Raw genomic sequence first — 14,711 nt, forward strand, 5'->3', positions numbered from 1 at the left:
CTGCCCCCACCCCGTCCTCGCTACGCATTCCTCCGACCCGGAGATATCCAATGAAAGATCTGCTCAACCTCTTCAACCAGCAGCGCCAGACGCTGGACTTCGACGCGATCAAGATCGCGCTGGCCTCGCCGGACCTGATCCGCTCGTGGTCCTTCGGCGAAGTGAAGAAGCCGGAAACCATCAACTATCGCACCTTCAAACCTGAGCGCGACGGCCTGTTCTGCGCGGCCATCTTCGGCCCGATCAAGGACTACGAGTGCCTGTGCGGCAAGTACAAGCGCATGAAGCACCGCGGCGTGGTCTGCGAAAAATGCGGCACCGAAGTCACCTTGGCCAAGGTGCGCCGCGAGCGCATGGGACATATCGATTTGGCCTCGCCGGTCGCGCACATCTGGTTCCTGAAGTCGTTGCCGTCGCGTATCGGCTTGATGCTGGATATGACCTTGCGCGACATCGAGCGCGTCCTGTATTTCGAAGCCTATGTGGTGACCGAGCCGGGCCTGACCGCGCTGGAGCGCCGCCAACTGCTGACCGAAGAGCAGTACCTGACTGCCCGCCAGGAACATGGCGACGACTTCGATGCCGCCATGGGCGCCGAGGCGGTGTACGAGCTGTTGCGCACCATCGATCTGCAGTCGGAAATGACGCGCCTGCGCGAAGAAATTGCCAGCACCGGTTCTGAAACCAAGCTCAAGCGTCTGACCAAGCGCATCAAGCTGATCGAGGCGTTCATCGAGTCTGGCAACCGTCCGGAGTGGATGGTGATGACCGTGCTGCCGGTGCTGCCGCCGGATCTGCGCCCGCTGGTGCCGTTGGACGGTGGCCGCTTCGCGACCTCCGACCTGAACGATCTGTACCGCCGCGTCATCAACCGCAATAACCGTCTGCGCCGCCTGCTCGAACTCAATGCGCCGGAGATCATCGTGCGCAACGAAAAGCGCATGTTGCAGGAATCGGTCGATGCGCTGCTGGATAATGGTCGCCGCGGTCGTGCCATCACCGGCACCAACAAGCGCCCGCTGAAGTCGCTGGCCGACATGATCAAGGGCAAGCAGGGCCGGTTCCGCCAGAACCTGCTCGGCAAGCGCGTGGACTACTCCGGTCGTTCGGTCATCGTGGTCGGCCCGACCCTGCGTCTGCACGAGTGCGGCCTGCCGAAGAAGATGGCGCTGGAGCTGTTCAAGCCGTTCGTGTTCGCCAAGCTGCAGCGCCGTGGTCTGGCCACCACCATCAAGGCCGCCAAGAAGCTGGTCGAACGCGAAGAAGCCGATGTCTGGGACATCTTGGAAGAAGTGATCCGCGAGCATCCGGTGCTGTTGAACCGTGCGCCGACCCTGCACCGCTTGGGCATCCAGGCGTTTGAGCCGGTACTGATCGAAGGTAAGGCGATCCAGTTGCATCCGCTGGTCTGTACTGCCTTCAACGCCGACTTCGACGGCGACCAGATGGCTGTGCACGTGCCGTTGTCGCTGGAAGCGCAGTTGGAAGCGCGTGCGTTGATGATGTCCACCAACAACATCCTGTCGCCTGCCAACGGCGAGCCGATCATCGTGCCGTCCCAGGACGTGGTGCTGGGTCTGTACTACATGAGCCGTGCGTTGGAGAACAAGAAAGGCGAGGGCATGGTGTTCGCCAACATCGCCGAAGTGAAGCGCGCTTACGACAACCGTGCGGTGGAATTGCACGCCAAGGTCAAGGTCCGTATCACCGAGACGGTGATCGACGAGAACGGCGGCCGTAGCAAGAAGACCTCGATCGTGGACACCACGATCGGTCGCGCGCTGTTGGCCGAAATCCTGCCGGAAGGCCTGCCCTTCGCGCTGGCCAATACCGAGCTGACCAAGAAGAACATCAGTCGCCTGATCAACTCCAGCTACCGTCAGTTGGGTCTGAAGGACAGCGTGGTGTTCGCCGATAAACTGATGTACACCGGCTTCGCCTATGCCACGCGCGCCGGCGTGTCGATCGGTATCGACGACATGCTGATTCCGTCGGAAAAGAAGGGCATCCTCGGCGAGGCCGAACAGGAAGTGCTGGAAATCCAGGAGCAGTATCAGTCCGGTCTGGTCACCGCTGGTGAGCGCTACAACAAGGTTGTGGACATCTGGTCGCGCACCAACGAGCGTATCGCCAAGGCGATGATGGACACCATCGGCACCGAGAAGGTGGTCAACGCCAAGGGGGAGACCATCGACCAGAAGTCGATGAACTCGCTGTACATCATGGCCGACTCCGGCGCGCGCGGTAGCCAGGCGCAGATCCGTCAGTTGGCTGGTATGCGTGGTTTGATGGCGCGTCCGGACGGCTCGATCATCGAGACGCCGATCAAGGCGAACTTCCGCGAAGGTTTGAACGTGCAGGAGTACTTCAACTCCACCCACGGTGCGCGTAAGGGTCTGGCCGATACCGCGTTGAAGACCGCCAACTCCGGTTACCTGACCCGCCGTCTGGTCGATGTGGCGCAGGACGTGGTGATCACCGAGCCCGATTGCGGCACCACCGATGGCCTGACCATGACCCCGATCGTGGAAGGCGGCGATGTGGTCGAGCCGCTGCGCGACCGCGTGCTCGGCCGTGTGGTGGCCGAGGACGTGTTCCTGCCGGGCAACGACGAGGATCCGATCGTCACCCGCAACACCTTGCTCGACGAGCAGTGGGTGGCCAAGTTGGAAGAGGCTGGCGTGCAATCGGTCAAGGTCCGCTCGACCATCACCTGCGAATCGCCCTTCGGCGTGTGCGCGCGTTGCTACGGTCGCGACCTGGCCCGTGGTCACCTGGTCAATATCGGCGAAGCGGTTGGCGTCATCGCCGCGCAGTCGATCGGCGAGCCCGGCACCCAGTTGACCATGCGTACCTTCCACATCGGCGGCGCGGCCTCGCGTGCGGCGGCGGTGGACAACATCACGGTCAAGACCACCGGTTCGATCAAGTTCAACAACCTCAAGTCGGTCGAGCACGCCAATGGCTCGCTGGTGGCGGTGTCGCGTTCCGGCGAACTGTCGGTGCTCGACGGCCACGGTCGCGAGCGCGAGCGCTACAAGCTGGCGTATGGCGCCACCATCACCGCCAAGGATGGTGATGCGGTCAAAGCGGGTCAGTCAGTGGCGAACTGGGATCCCCACAACCACCCGATCGTCTCGGAAGTGGCCGGTTTCATTCGTTTCATCGATTTCATCGACGGCGTCACCGTCATCGAAAAGACCGATGAGCTGACGGGTTTGGCCTCGCGGGAGATCACCGATCCCAAGCGCCGTGGTACCCAGGCCAAGGACCTGCGCCCAATCGTGCGCATCGTCGACGCCAAGGGCAACGACCTGGCCATCCCGGGCACCGATCTGCCGGCGCAGTACCTGCTGCCGCCGCGCTCGATCGTCAACCTGCAAGACGGTGCGCCGGTCGGCGTGGGCGATGTGGTTGCCAAGATCCCGCAGGAAGCCTCCAAGACCCGCGACATCACCGGTGGTCTGCCGCGCGTGGCCGACCTGTTCGAAGCGCGTAAGCCGAAGGATCCGGCGATCCTGGCCGAGCGTTCGGGCATCATCAGCTTCGGTAAGGACACCAAGGGCAAGCAGCGCTTGATCATCAAGGACGCCGACGGGTCCGAGCACGAAGAACTGATCCCGAAGTACCGCAATATCACCGTGTTCGAAGGCGAGCACGTGGCCAAGGGCGAAACCGTGGTAGACGGCGAGCCGAGCCCGCAGGACATCCTGCGCCTGCTGGGTGTCGAGCCGCTGGCTGCGTACCTGGTCAAGGAAATCCAAGACGTGTACCGCCTGCAGGGCGTGAAGATTAACGATAAGCATATCGAGGTCATCACCCGGCAGATGCTGCGCAAGGTCGAGATCACCGACCAGGGCAACAGCAAGTTCCTCAATGGCGAGCAGGCCGAGCGCCAGCGCGTCATCGAGGAAAATTCCCGCCTGGCCGCGCGCAACGAGTTGCAGGCCAAGTACGAGCCGGTGTTGCTGGGCATCACCAAGGCGTCGCTGGCAACCGAGTCTTTCATTTCGGCGGCCTCGTTCCAGGAAACCACCCGTGTCCTCACCGAGGCGGCGGTGCGTGGCACCAGCGATACGCTGCGCGGTCTGAAGGAGAACGTGATCGTGGGGCGGTTGATCCCGGCGGGTACCGGTTTGGCATACCACAGCCTGCGTCGCCGCAACTCCAGTGGCCTGACCGAGTCGGAGATGCAGACCCTGTCTGGCGGCAGCGCCGAGTCGACGGTCGAGACTGCCACGTCAGCAGCTGCCAGCAGCGACGATTGAGTCGGATCGGCCTCGCCTGCGGAGTCGGTTGTTGCAAGCGAAAGGGGGCGCAATGGAGGCGCTCCTCGTTTGTCAGGCCGAGGATCGGCCAGCAAGTACGGCTTCCGTTGAGTTGACGGAAGTTTGACTTTCCCGCTATACTTTCCTGTCTCGGCAGGCCGTCCTTCGGCCTGCCTTCGTTTTCACGCATCCAGGCCCGATGGCCTCAATCAGAAGAATCTACTGATGGCGACGATCAATCAGCTGGTCCGCAAGCCGCGGCAGGCGACCACCTACAAGAGTTCCTCTCCGGCGCTGGATAAGTGCCCGCAGCGCCGTGGCGTCTGCACCCGCGTGTACACCACTACTCCGAAGAAGCCGAATTCTGCGTTGCGCAAGGTCGCCAAGGTGCGCCTGACCAACCAGGAAGAGGTCATTAGCTACATCGGTGGCGAAGGCCACAACTTGCAGGAACACTCCGTGGTCCTGATCCGTGGCGGTCGCGTCCCGGATCTGCCGGGTGTGCGCTACCACACCGTGCGCGGTTCGCTCGATGCTGCCGGCGTCGCCAAGCGTCGTCAGGGTCGTTCCAAGTACGGCGCCAAGCGCCCGAAGAGCTAAGGAAAAGTTCATATGTCTCGTAAAGGTAATACGCCGCAGCGCACTGTTCTGCCGGATCCCAAGCACGGCAGCGAAACCATTGCACGCTTCATCAACATGGTGATGCTGAGCGGCAAGAAGTCGGTTGCCGAAAAGATCGTCTACGGTGCGATGGACGTCATCGGCGAGAAGAATCCCAACGCCATCGAACTGGTGCAGAAGGCGCTGGACAACGTCGCTCCGGCGGTCGAAGTCAAGTCGCGTCGCGTTGGTGGTGCCACCTATCAGGTGCCGGTCGAGGTGCGTTCCTCCCGTCGCATGGCGCTGGCGATGCGCTGGCTGATCGACTCGGCGCGTAAGCGCGGCGAGAACTCGATGCCGCGCAAGCTCGCGGCCGAGCTGTTGGATGCCTCGGAAAACCGTGGTGGTGCCATCAAGAAGCGCGAAGAAACCCACCGCATGGCGGAAGCGAACAAGGCGTTCGCGCACTACCGCTGGTGATCTTCCGGACCTCGGCAACGGGGTCCGTCGGCACCATCTGAGTGCCGCTTAGTCGCGCCGTTGCGCGCGGCACAAATCCGAAAGCCGCCGTAAGGCGGCGTTCGGCCATCCGAAATCCAGGAAATTTGAGAGGCTCCCTGTGGCCCGTACCACTCCCATCGAGCGTTACCGCAATTTCGGCATCATGGCCCACATCGATGCCGGCAAGACCACTACGTCCGAACGTATCCTGTTCTACACCGGCGTCAGTCACAAGATTGGCGAGGTGCATGACGGTGCCGCGACGATGGACTGGATGGAGCAGGAGCAGGAGCGTGGCATCACGATCACCTCCGCGGCCACCACTGCGTTCTGGACCGGCATGGACAAATCCATGCCGCAGCACCGGTTCAACATCATCGATACCCCCGGGCACGTCGACTTCACCATCGAAGTGGAGCGCTCGCTGCGCGTGCTCGACGGCGCGGTGTTCGTGTTGTGCGCGGTCGGCGGTGTCCAGCCGCAGTCCGAGACCGTGTGGCGCCAGGCCAATAAGTACGCCGTGCCGCGTCTTGCGTTCGTCAACAAGATGGACCGCACCGGCGCCAACTTCGACAAGGTGGTCGAGCAGTTGAAGGCGCGCCTGGGTGCGTATCCGGTGCCGATGCAAGTGCCGATCGGCGCCGAAGACGGCTTCGAGGGCGTGGTCGATCTGGTCAAGATGAAGGCGATCCACTGGGATACCGCCTCGCAGGGCACCGTGTTCGAGTACCGCGACATCCCGGCCCATCTGGTCGACAAGGCCACCGAGGCGCGCGCGTTCATGGTCGAAGCCGCAGCCGAAGCCAACGAAGACCTGATGGACAAGTACCTCAACGAAGGTGACCTGTCCGAGGCTGAGATCCTTGGCGGTCTGCGCGAGCGTACCCTGAAAGTGGAAGTGGTGCCGGTGTACTGCGGTACCGCGTTCAAGAACAAGGGTGTGCAGGCGATGCTCGATGGCGTCATCCAGCTGCTGCCGTCGCCCAGCGATCGTCCGCCGGTCAAGGGCATCGACGAGGACGAAAAGGAAGACAGTCGCGCGGCCACCGACAGCGCGCCGTTCTCGGCGTTGGCGTTCAAAATCATGACCGATCCGTTCGTCGGCTCGCTGACGTTCTTCCGTGTCTATTCCGGCACGCTCAACTCCGGCGACCAAGTGTACAACCCGGTCAAGTCGAAGAAGGAGCGGGTGGGTCGCATCCTGCAGATGCACTCCAACAACCGCGAAGAAATCAAGGAAGTGCGCGCGGGCGACATCGCGGCGGCGGTTGGCTTGAAGGACGTCACCACCGGCGACACGCTGTGCGCGCAGAGCGACATCATCACCTTGGAACGCATGGTGTTCCCGGAGCCGGTGATCTCGATGGCGGTCGAGCCGAAGACCAAGTCCGACCAGGAAAAAATGGGCATCGCGCTGAGCCGTCTGGCACAGGAAGATCCCTCGTTCCGCGTCAACACCGACGAAGAGTCCGGGCAGACCATCATCCGTGGCATGGGCGAGTTGCACCTGGAAATCATCGTCGACCGCATGAAGCGCGAGTTCAACGTGGAGGCCAACGTCGGCAAGCCGCAGGTGGCGTACCGCGAGACCATCCGCAAGGCGGTCAAGCAGGAAGGCAAGTTCGTGCGCCAGTCCGGTGGTAAGGGTCAATACGGCCACGTCGTGCTCGAGATCGAACCGCAGGAACGCGGCAAGGGTTACACCTTTGAGAACGCGATCGTCGGCGGTGTGGTGCCGAAGGAATACATCCCGGCGGTGGACAAGGGCATCCAGGAAGCGGTGGCCAATGGCGTGATGGCCGGCTATCCGATCGTGGACGTCAAGGTCCGTCTGATCGACGGTTCCTACCATGACGTCGACTCCTCGGAAATGGCGTTCAAGATCGCCGGCTCGATGGGCTTCAAGGAAGGCTTCAACAAGGCCAATCCGGTGCTGCTTGAGCCGATCATGAAAGTCGAGATCGTCACCCCGGAAGACTACCTAGGCGACGTGATGGGCGACGTCAGTCGTCGTCGCGGCATTCTGCAAGGCCAGGACGATAGTCCGTCCGGCAAGGTGATCAACGCGATGGTGCCGCTGGGCGAAATGTTCGGTTATGCCACCACGCTGCGCTCGATGTCGCAGGGTCGCGCCACGTTCTCGATGGAGTTCGACCACTACGCCGAAGCACCGGCCAACATCGCCGATTCTGTCATCAAGAAGAATTGAGAATAGCGGGACGGGTGCGGTGCGCGGACACAGTCCCGCCCGCATCCCGCTTCCTTGTCCCCCAATACGAAACAAAGGTAAAACACCATGGCCAAGGGTAAGTTCGAGCGCACCAAGCCGCACGTCAATGTCGGCACCATCGGTCACGTCGACCACGGCAAGACCACGCTGACGGCAGCACTGACGAAGGTCGGCGCGGAGCGCTTCGGCGGCGAATTCAAAGCCTACGACGCGATCGACGCGGCGCCGGAAGAGAAAGCGCGCGGTATCACGATCTCGACCGCTCACGTGGAATACGAATCCCCGACGCGCCACTACGCGCACGTGGATTGCCCGGGGCACGCGGACTACGTGAAGAACATGATTACCGGTGCGGCGCAGATGGACGGCGCGATCCTGGTGTGTTCGGCTGCCGACGGCCCGATGCCGCAGACGCGCGAACACATCCTGCTGTCGCGTCAGGTCGGTGTGCCGCACATCGTGGTGTTCTTGAACAAGGCCGACATGGTCGACGACGCCGAGTTGCTCGAACTGGTCGAGATGGAAGTGCGCGAGCTGCTGAGCAAGTACGACTTTCCGGGCGACGACACGCCGATCATCCACGGTTCGGCGCGTCTGGCGCTGGAAGGCGACCAGAGCGAGATCGGCGTGCCGGCGATTCTGAAGCTGGTGGAAGCGCTGGATACGTTCATCCCGGAGCCGCAGCGCGACGTGGACAAGCCGTTCCTGATGCCGGTGGAAGACGTGTTCTCGATCTCCGGTCGCGGCACGGTGGTGACCGGTCGTATCGAGCGCGGCGTGATCAAGGTGGGCGACGAAATCGAGATCGTGGGTATCCGTGCGACGCAGAAGACCACGGTGACGGGCGTGGAAATGTTCCGCAAGCTGCTGGACCAGGGTCAGGCGGGCGACAACGCGGGTCTGTTGCTGCGCGGCACCAAGCGTGACGACGTGGAGCGCGGCCAGGTGCTGTGCAAGCCGGGTACGATCAAGCCGCACACCCAGTTCGAGGCTGAGGTGTACGTGTTGTCGAAGGACGAGGGTGGTCGTCACACGCCGTTCTTCCCGGGCTATCGTCCGCAGTTATACTTCCGCACCACCGACATCACTGGCGAGGTGCAGTTGCCGGAAGGGGTGGAGATGGTGATGCCGGGCGACAACGTCAAGATGACGGTGACGCTGATCAATCCGGTGGCGATGGACGAAGGCCTGCGTTTCGCGATCCGCGAAGGCGGCCGGACGGTCGGCGCCGGCGTGGTGGCCAAGATCATCAAGTAATGCCCTCCGGCAGCCTGGGCTGCGGGATGCGGTAGAGATAGCCGGCGACAGATGTCGCCGCGAAAGCAAAGGGCCGGCGCAAATCGGCCCTTTGTCGTTCGTGGTCACGCCATGCACCGGTCTAAATTTCTCACCACAGAAGTGTTGCGATCAGGTCAAACCCCCCCTATAATGCGCGGCTCGGCGTTCCTGGGTAGGGCGCTGACAAGACAGCGAAAAGAGGGGCAGGAAGTCGCTCGTGTTCGCAAGACCGGGAAGGTCGCGTTGCATTGAGAGCGCACAACCTTAGGTTGTTGACGTTGCTCTAGCATCGCATTATACTTTTCCGTTCTAGGCAGGCCGGGTCGACTGGTCTGCCTCAGTTTTTGGGGTGCAGGAGTGCCCTCGCCGAGTCGGAAGACTTGACGCATACGACATCAGGACATCACCGGGGCAGGTATCCCAGAGGCCTTGCCCGTCGCTCTTTTAACGAAGGAACCACCGTCATGGCGGACCAAAAGATCCGGATTCGGTTGAAGGCGTTCGATCATCGTTTGATCGACCGTTCGGCCAGCGAGATCGTTGAGACGGCCAAGCGGACCGGCGCGCAAGTGCGTGGCCCGATCCCGTTGCCGACCAAGATCGAACGCTACACCATCCTCGTTTCTCCGCACGTCGATAAAGACGCGCGCGACCAGTACGAGACCCGCACGCACAAGCGCGTGCTCGACATCGTCGACCCCAACGACAAGACCGTGGACGCGCTGATGAAGCTCGAACTCGCGGCTGGCGTCGATGTCCAGATCAAGTTGACCTGAGGACTGCGACCATGACGAAGAAATATTCGTTGGGCTTCGTGGGCCGCAAGGCCGGCATGAGCCGCGTCTTCACCGAAGATGGCCGCTCCATTCCGGTGACCCTGATCGAAGCGACCCCGAACCGTATCACCCAGCTCAAGACGGTCGAGAACGACGGCTACAGCGCTGTGCAGATCACTGTGGGCACCCGTCGTGTCGCGCTGGTCAACAAGCCGGCGGCTGGCCACTTTGCCAAGGCGAAGGTGGAAGCGGGTCGCGGCCTGTGGGAATTCCGCGTCGAAGACGCGCAGCTGGGCGACTTCGCCATCGGTGGCGAGATCAAGGTGGACATCTTCGCGGTCGGCCAGAAGGTCGACGTCCAGGGTGTTACCAAGGGTAAGGGCTTCCAGGGCACCATCAAGCGGCATAACTTCCGCATGGGCGATGCCACCCACGGTAACTCGCTGTCGCATCGCGTGGGCGGGTCGCTGGGTCAGCGCCAGACCCCAGGTCGCGTTTTCCTGGGCAAGAAGATGTCCGGGCACATGGGCGCGGTGCAGCAGAGCACGCAGAATCTGGAAGTGGTCAAGGTCGACGTCGAGCGTGGCCTGATCGCCATTCGCGGCGCGGTGCCTGGCGCTGCCGGTGGCGACGTGATCGTGCGTCCGGCTAGCAAGGCATAAGGAGAGATGACGATGGAACTCGTTATCACGGGTAGCAATAACAAGGTCTCGGTTTCCGACGCCGTGTTCGGTCGCGATTTCAGCGAGGATCTGGTGCACCAGGTCGTCGTTGCTTATCGCAACGCCGGTCGCGCCGGCACCAAGGCGCAGAAGACACGTTCGGAAGTTAACGGCACCACCAAGAAGTCGAAGAAGCAGAAGGGCGGTGGCGCTCGCCACGGCGCGCTGACCGCTCCGATCTTCGTCGGTGGCGGCGTGACCTTTGCGGCCAAGCCGCGCAGCTTCGAGCAGAAAGTGAACCGCAAAATGTACCGTGCGGCGATCTGCGCGATCTTCTCGGAACTCAATCGTCAGGGCCGTCTCAAGGTTGTCGACGCGTTCGATCTCGAAGCCAGCAAGACCAAGGGTCTGATCGAGAAGCTGAAGGGTCTGGACGTGGGCAAGCGCCCACTGATCGTGACCGAAGAGGCGTCCGAGCATCTGTACCTGTCCGCTCGCAACATCCCTTATGTGGAAGTGCGCGACGTGCAGGGCCTGGATCCGGTGTCGCTGGTCGGGGCCGATACGGTCGTGATCACCGCCGATGCGGTCAAGAAGGTCGAGGAGTGGCTGGCATGAGCAGCAACGAAAAAATCTTCAGCGTGCTGCGTGCCCCGCGTGTCTCGGAAAAGACCGCGCGCCTGCAGGAACTCTCCAATCAATACGTCTTCGAGATCTCGAGCGAAGCCACCAAGGCCGATGTCAAGGCTGCGGTCGAGCAGCTGTTCGACGTCAAGGTCGAGTCGGTCAACGTGTTGAACGTCAAGGGCAAGAATAAGTCCTTCCGTTCGCGCAGCGGTCGCCGCGGCGATTGGCGCAAGGCGTACGTGCGTCTGGCCGAAGGCCAGTCCATCGACGTAACGGCCAAGGCCTGAGGTACATCCCATGCCATTGATGAAATTCAAACCCACCTCCGCAGGCCGTCGTTCGGCCGTGCGTGTGGTCACGCCCGATCTGCACAAAGGCGCCCCGCACGCTGCACTGGTGGAAAAGCAGAGCAAGTCCGGTGGTCGTAACCACCACGGCCGCATCACTACCCGTCACGTCGGTGGTGGTCACAAGCAGCACTACCGCATCATCGACTTCAAGCGCAACAAGGAAGGTATCCCGGCGCGTGTGGAGCGGATCGAATACGATCCCAACCGCACCGCCCATATCGCCCTGCTGTGCTATGCCGATGGCGAGCGTCGCTACATCATCGCCCCGAAGGGCTTGAAGGCTGGCGATCAGGTGATCGCCGGTTCCGATGCGCCGATCAAGACCGGCAACACCCTGCCATTGCGCAATATTCCGGTCGGTACGACGGTGCATGGCATCGAGTTGAAGCCAGGCAAGGGCGCGCAGATTGCACGTGCCGCCGGTGCGGCGGTGCAGTTGGTCGCGCGCGAAGGCATCTATGCCACCCTGCGCCTGCGTTCCGGCGAAATGCGCAAGGTGCCGTCCGAGTGCCGTGCGACCATCGGCGAAGTCGGCAACGACGAGCACAATCTCGAGAAGCTGGGCAAGGCTGGCGCCAAGCGTTGGCGCGGCGTGTGCCCGACCGTGCGCGGTGCGGCCATGAACCCGGTCGATCACCCGCACGGTGGTGGCGAAGCGAAAGCCGGTCAGGGTAATCCGCATCCGGTCACCCCGTGGGGTGTGCCGACCAAGGGTTACAAGACGCGCCATAACAAGCGCACCGAACAATTCATCGTCCGCGATCGTAGGGGCTAATCGACCATGGCACGTTCACTCAAGAAGGGCCCGTTCGTCGATCACCACCTCATCAAGAAGGTGGAGGCCGCGGCCGGCAGCAAGCGTCCGATCAAGACTTGGTCGCGGCGTTCCATGATCCTGCCGGAAATGGTGGGTTTCACCATCGCCGTGCATAACGGCAAGAACCACGTTCCGGTGCTGGTCAACGAGAACATGGTCGGCCACAAACTCGGCGAATTTGCCGTCACCCGGACCTTCAAGGGTCACGGTGGCGACAAGAAGTCGAGCCGCTAAGGAGAGATGACGATGGAAGCGAAAGCAATCCTGCGCACCGCGCGCATCTCCCCGCAGAAAGCCCGACTGGTCGCTGACCAGGTGCGTGGTCTTTCCGCCGAGCGGGCAGTCAACCTGCTGAAGTTCTCGGACAAAAAAGCCGCGCACCTGATTAAGAAGGTCGTGGAGTCGGCGATTGCCAATGCCGAGAATAATCAAGGCGCGGATGTCGACGAGTTGAAGGTCAAGACCATCATGGTTGATGAAGGTCCGAGCCTGAAGCGTTTCATGGCGCGGGCGAAAGGCCGCGGTACCCGCATCCTCAAACGCACCAGCCACATCACTGTGGTTGTGGGCGCTGCCAAGTAAGCGGAAAGGAAAAGACGATGGGTCATAAAGTTAATCCGGTCGGAATCCGCCTCGGTATCTCCAAGGACTGGAATTCTAAGTGGTACGCCAACAAAGGCGAGTTTGCCGGGTACCTGGCAGCCGACCTCAAGGTGCGTGAAATGCTGCGCAAGAAGTTGGCGCAGGCTGGCATCAGCAAGATCTTGATCGAGCGTCCGGCCAAGACCGCGCGCGTGACGATCTACACCGCCCGTCCGGGCGTGGTGATCGGCAAGCGTGGCGAGGACATCGAGAAGTTACGCAAGGAAGTGAGCGAGATGATGGGCGTTCCCGCCCACATCAACGTGACCGAAGTGCGCAAGCCGGAGCTGGATGCGCAGTTGGTCGCCGAGTCGATCGCGCAGCAGCTGGAGCGCCGCATCATGTTCCGCCGCGCGATGAAGCGCTCGGTCGGTAACGCGATGCGCCTGGGCGCCCTGGGGATTAAGGTCAGCGTTTCCGGTCGCTTGAACGGTGCGGAAATCGCCCGTTCCGAATGGTACCGCGAGGGCCGTGTGCCGTTGCATACGCTCCGTGCCGACATCGGCTATGGCTTCGCCGAAGCCAATACGACCTACGGCACCATTGGCGTCCAGGTGACGATAAACAATGGCGAGATCTTCGATTTCTCCCAGGTTGGCCAGGAAAAGCAGGACGACTCCCCGCGCAACGATCGTAATGATCGTGGCGACCGTCCGTCGCGTCCGGCCCGTGAAGCGAGGTAACGGCAATGTTGCAACCTAAGCGAACCAAATACCGCAAGATGCACAAGGGCCGTAACGATGGCCTGGCGTGGAGCGGCAACGCCGTCAGCTTCGGCGAGTACGGCTTGAAAGCCACCGCGCACGGTCAGCTGACCGCGCGCCAGATCGAAGCGGCGCGCCGCTCGATCAGCCGCTACGTCAAGCGCGGCGGCAAGATGTGGATCCGCGTGTTCCCGGACAAGCCGATCACCAAGAAGCCGATCGAAGTGCGAATGGGCTCCGGCAAGGGTAACGTCGAGTACTGGGTCGCGCAGATCCAGCCCGGTCGCATGATCTATGAAATCGAAGGTGTTGGCGAAGATATCGCGCGCGAGGCGTTCCGTCTGGCCGCTGCCAAGCTTTCGGTGACCACCACCTTCGTGACCCGGACGGTACGCTGATGGACATCAAACAACTCCGCGAGAAGTCGGCCGACGATCTGAAGGCCCATCTGACCGATCTGCGCAAGGAGCAGTTCGCTCTGCGCATGCAGCGGGTCACCGGGCAGCTGCCGAAGACTCACGAAACCCGCCGGGTGCGCCGCGAGATCGCTCGCGTCAAGCACCTGCTCGGCAGCACGAAGTAAGGATGGCCGTGATGAGCGATAATAACGAAAACAAAACACTGCGCACGGTCGAAGGCCGTGTGGTCAGCAATAAGATGGACAAGACCGTCACCGTGCTGGTGGAGCGTCAGGTCAAGCATGCGCTGTACGGCAAGTACATCAAGCGCTCGACCAAGCTCCATGCCCACGATGCCGACAACGCCTGCAACGAAGGCGATGTCGTGCGCGTGACCGAGATTGCGCCGCTGTCCAAGACCAAGAACTGGCGGGTGGTGGCAATCGTCACCCGCGCGGTCGAATAAGGGAGATCTGAATCATGATCCAGATGCAGAGCTACCTCGACGTCGCCGACAACTCAGGTGCCAAGGAAGTGATGTGCATCAAGGTGCTCGGCGGCTCCAAGCGCCGTTATGCGCACATTGGCGACATCATCAAGGTCACCGTCAAGGACGCGATCCCGCGCGGCAAGGTCAAGAAGGGCGAAGTCTACGATGCCGTCGTGGTGCGTACCCGCAAGGGGGTGCGTCGTCATGATGGTTCGTTGATCCGCTTCGACGGCAACGCCGCCGTGTTGCTCAACAACAAGCAGGAGCCGATCGGTACACGTATCTTCGGGCCTGTGACCCGCGAGCTGCGTTCCGAGAAGTTCATGAAGATCGTCTCGCTCGCTCCCGAAGTGCTGTGAGCGGAGGAC

At 62.0% G+C, this 14,711-nt stretch carries 17 protein-coding genes; all 17 read left to right on the top strand.

Going from position 1 to position 14,711, the window contains the following annotated elements; genetic code table 11:
* The first annotated feature begins 50 nt into the window (after nt 1-50).
* The 17 genes from rpoC (at nt 51) to rplN (ending at nt 14,702) form a co-directional block, all read left to right on the top strand.
* Nucleotides 51-4,268, top strand: coding sequence for a DNA-directed RNA polymerase subunit beta' (gene rpoC, locus XaFJ1_RS02220; RefSeq protein WP_012915054.1), 4,218 nt, complete (start codon nt 51-53; stop codon nt 4,266-4,268).
* A 225-nt stretch (nt 4,269-4,493) separates the two neighbouring features.
* Complete coding sequence (rpsL, locus tag XaFJ1_RS02225) at nt 4,494-4,868, top strand: 30S ribosomal protein S12 (protein ID WP_012915055.1); 375 nt, start codon at nt 4,494-4,496, stop codon at nt 4,866-4,868.
* A 12-nt stretch (nt 4,869-4,880) separates the two neighbouring features.
* On the top strand, nt 4,881-5,348 hold the full coding sequence (gene rpsG, locus XaFJ1_RS02230; protein ID WP_012915056.1) for a 30S ribosomal protein S7: 468 nt from the start codon (nt 4,881-4,883) through the stop codon (nt 5,346-5,348).
* Between the two features lie 139 nt (nt 5,349-5,487).
* Nucleotides 5,488-7,578: an elongation factor G gene (fusA, locus tag XaFJ1_RS02235; protein ID WP_012915057.1), complete on the top strand. Its 2,091-nt coding sequence runs from the start codon at nt 5,488-5,490 to the stop codon at nt 7,576-7,578.
* 87 nt (nt 7,579-7,665) lie between these two features.
* The gene (tuf, locus tag XaFJ1_RS02240; protein ID WP_012915046.1) at nt 7,666-8,856 is read left to right on the top strand and encodes an elongation factor Tu; all 1,191 of its coding nucleotides are present in this window, start codon (nt 7,666-7,668) and stop codon (nt 8,854-8,856) included.
* Between the two features lie 485 nt (nt 8,857-9,341).
* Nucleotides 9,342-9,653 (top strand): 30S ribosomal protein S10, encoded by a 312-nt coding sequence (rpsJ, locus tag XaFJ1_RS02245; RefSeq protein WP_010341589.1) that lies wholly within the window; start codon nt 9,342-9,344, stop codon nt 9,651-9,653.
* Between the two features lie 11 nt (nt 9,654-9,664).
* A complete protein-coding gene (gene rplC, locus XaFJ1_RS02250; protein WP_012915058.1) occupies nt 9,665-10,315 on the top strand; it encodes a 50S ribosomal protein L3 in 651 nt (216 codons plus the stop codon).
* A 12-nt stretch (nt 10,316-10,327) separates the two neighbouring features.
* Complete coding sequence (gene rplD / locus XaFJ1_RS02255; RefSeq protein WP_012915059.1) at nt 10,328-10,933, top strand: 50S ribosomal protein L4; 606 nt, start codon at nt 10,328-10,330, stop codon at nt 10,931-10,933.
* Complete coding sequence (gene rplW, locus XaFJ1_RS02260) at nt 10,930-11,229, top strand: 50S ribosomal protein L23 (RefSeq protein WP_003470672.1); 300 nt, start codon at nt 10,930-10,932, stop codon at nt 11,227-11,229. The genes rplD and rplW overlap by 4 nt, the downstream gene beginning before the upstream one ends.
* Before the next feature lie 10 nt (nt 11,230-11,239).
* On the top strand, nt 11,240-12,067 hold the full coding sequence (gene rplB, locus XaFJ1_RS02265) for a 50S ribosomal protein L2 (RefSeq protein ID WP_012915060.1): 828 nt from the start codon (nt 11,240-11,242) through the stop codon (nt 12,065-12,067).
* A gap of 6 nt (nt 12,068-12,073) precedes the next feature.
* A complete protein-coding gene (gene rpsS, locus XaFJ1_RS02270) occupies nt 12,074-12,343 on the top strand; it encodes a 30S ribosomal protein S19 (protein ID WP_012915061.1) in 270 nt (89 codons plus the stop codon).
* Between the two features lie 12 nt (nt 12,344-12,355).
* A complete protein-coding gene (gene rplV, locus XaFJ1_RS02275; protein ID WP_003486710.1) occupies nt 12,356-12,691 on the top strand; it encodes a 50S ribosomal protein L22 in 336 nt (111 codons plus the stop codon).
* A 17-nt stretch (nt 12,692-12,708) separates the two neighbouring features.
* Nucleotides 12,709-13,434 (top strand): 30S ribosomal protein S3, encoded by a 726-nt coding sequence (rpsC, locus tag XaFJ1_RS02280; protein ID WP_012915062.1) that lies wholly within the window; start codon nt 12,709-12,711, stop codon nt 13,432-13,434.
* A gap of 5 nt (nt 13,435-13,439) precedes the next feature.
* Nucleotides 13,440-13,853, top strand: coding sequence for a 50S ribosomal protein L16 (gene rplP / locus XaFJ1_RS02285; RefSeq protein WP_012915063.1), 414 nt, complete (start codon nt 13,440-13,442; stop codon nt 13,851-13,853).
* The gene (gene rpmC, locus XaFJ1_RS02290; RefSeq protein ID WP_012915064.1) at nt 13,853-14,038 is read left to right on the top strand and encodes a 50S ribosomal protein L29; all 186 of its coding nucleotides are present in this window, start codon (nt 13,853-13,855) and stop codon (nt 14,036-14,038) included. The genes rplP and rpmC overlap by 1 nt, the downstream gene beginning before the upstream one ends.
* Nucleotides 14,039-14,049: 11 nt before the next feature.
* Entirely contained in the window at nt 14,050-14,319 is a 270-nt protein-coding gene (gene rpsQ / locus XaFJ1_RS02295) for a 30S ribosomal protein S17 (protein WP_012915065.1), read from the top strand.
* Nucleotides 14,320-14,333: 14 nt separating this feature from the next.
* Entirely contained in the window at nt 14,334-14,702 is a 369-nt protein-coding gene (rplN, locus tag XaFJ1_RS02300; protein ID WP_012915066.1) for a 50S ribosomal protein L14, read from the top strand.
* The last annotated feature ends 9 nt before the right edge of the window (nt 14,703-14,711 follow it).

Origin of the sequence: Xanthomonas albilineans (assembly GCF_009931595.1) — a bacterium.
Lineage (GTDB): Bacteria > Pseudomonadota > Gammaproteobacteria > Xanthomonadales > Xanthomonadaceae > Xanthomonas_A > Xanthomonas_A albilineans.

Coding starts and splice junctions, on each gene's coding strand:
- rplB (WP_012915060.1), top strand. CDS start 11,240: ATGCCATTGATGAAATTCAAACCCACCTCCGCAGGCCGTCGTTCGGCC.
- rplN (WP_012915066.1), top strand. CDS start 14,334: ATGATCCAGATGCAGAGCTACCTCGACGTCGCCGACAACTCAGGTGCC.
- rpsG (WP_012915056.1), top strand. CDS start 4,881: ATGTCTCGTAAAGGTAATACGCCGCAGCGCACTGTTCTGCCGGATCCC.
- rpmC (WP_012915064.1), top strand. CDS start 13,853: ATGGACATCAAACAACTCCGCGAGAAGTCGGCCGACGATCTGAAGGCC.
- rpoC (WP_012915054.1), top strand. CDS start 51: ATGAAAGATCTGCTCAACCTCTTCAACCAGCAGCGCCAGACGCTGGAC.
- rplD (WP_012915059.1), top strand. CDS start 10,328: ATGGAACTCGTTATCACGGGTAGCAATAACAAGGTCTCGGTTTCCGAC.
- rplW (WP_003470672.1), top strand. CDS start 10,930: ATGAGCAGCAACGAAAAAATCTTCAGCGTGCTGCGTGCCCCGCGTGTC.
- rpsQ (WP_012915065.1), top strand. CDS start 14,050: ATGAGCGATAATAACGAAAACAAAACACTGCGCACGGTCGAAGGCCGT.
- rplC (WP_012915058.1), top strand. CDS start 9,665: ATGACGAAGAAATATTCGTTGGGCTTCGTGGGCCGCAAGGCCGGCATG.
- rpsC (WP_012915062.1), top strand. CDS start 12,709: ATGGGTCATAAAGTTAATCCGGTCGGAATCCGCCTCGGTATCTCCAAG.
- rplV (WP_003486710.1), top strand. CDS start 12,356: ATGGAAGCGAAAGCAATCCTGCGCACCGCGCGCATCTCCCCGCAGAAA.
- rpsL (WP_012915055.1), top strand. CDS start 4,494: ATGGCGACGATCAATCAGCTGGTCCGCAAGCCGCGGCAGGCGACCACC.
- rpsS (WP_012915061.1), top strand. CDS start 12,074: ATGGCACGTTCACTCAAGAAGGGCCCGTTCGTCGATCACCACCTCATC.
- rpsJ (WP_010341589.1), top strand. CDS start 9,342: ATGGCGGACCAAAAGATCCGGATTCGGTTGAAGGCGTTCGATCATCGT.
- rplP (WP_012915063.1), top strand. CDS start 13,440: ATGTTGCAACCTAAGCGAACCAAATACCGCAAGATGCACAAGGGCCGT.
- tuf (WP_012915046.1), top strand. CDS start 7,666: ATGGCCAAGGGTAAGTTCGAGCGCACCAAGCCGCACGTCAATGTCGGC.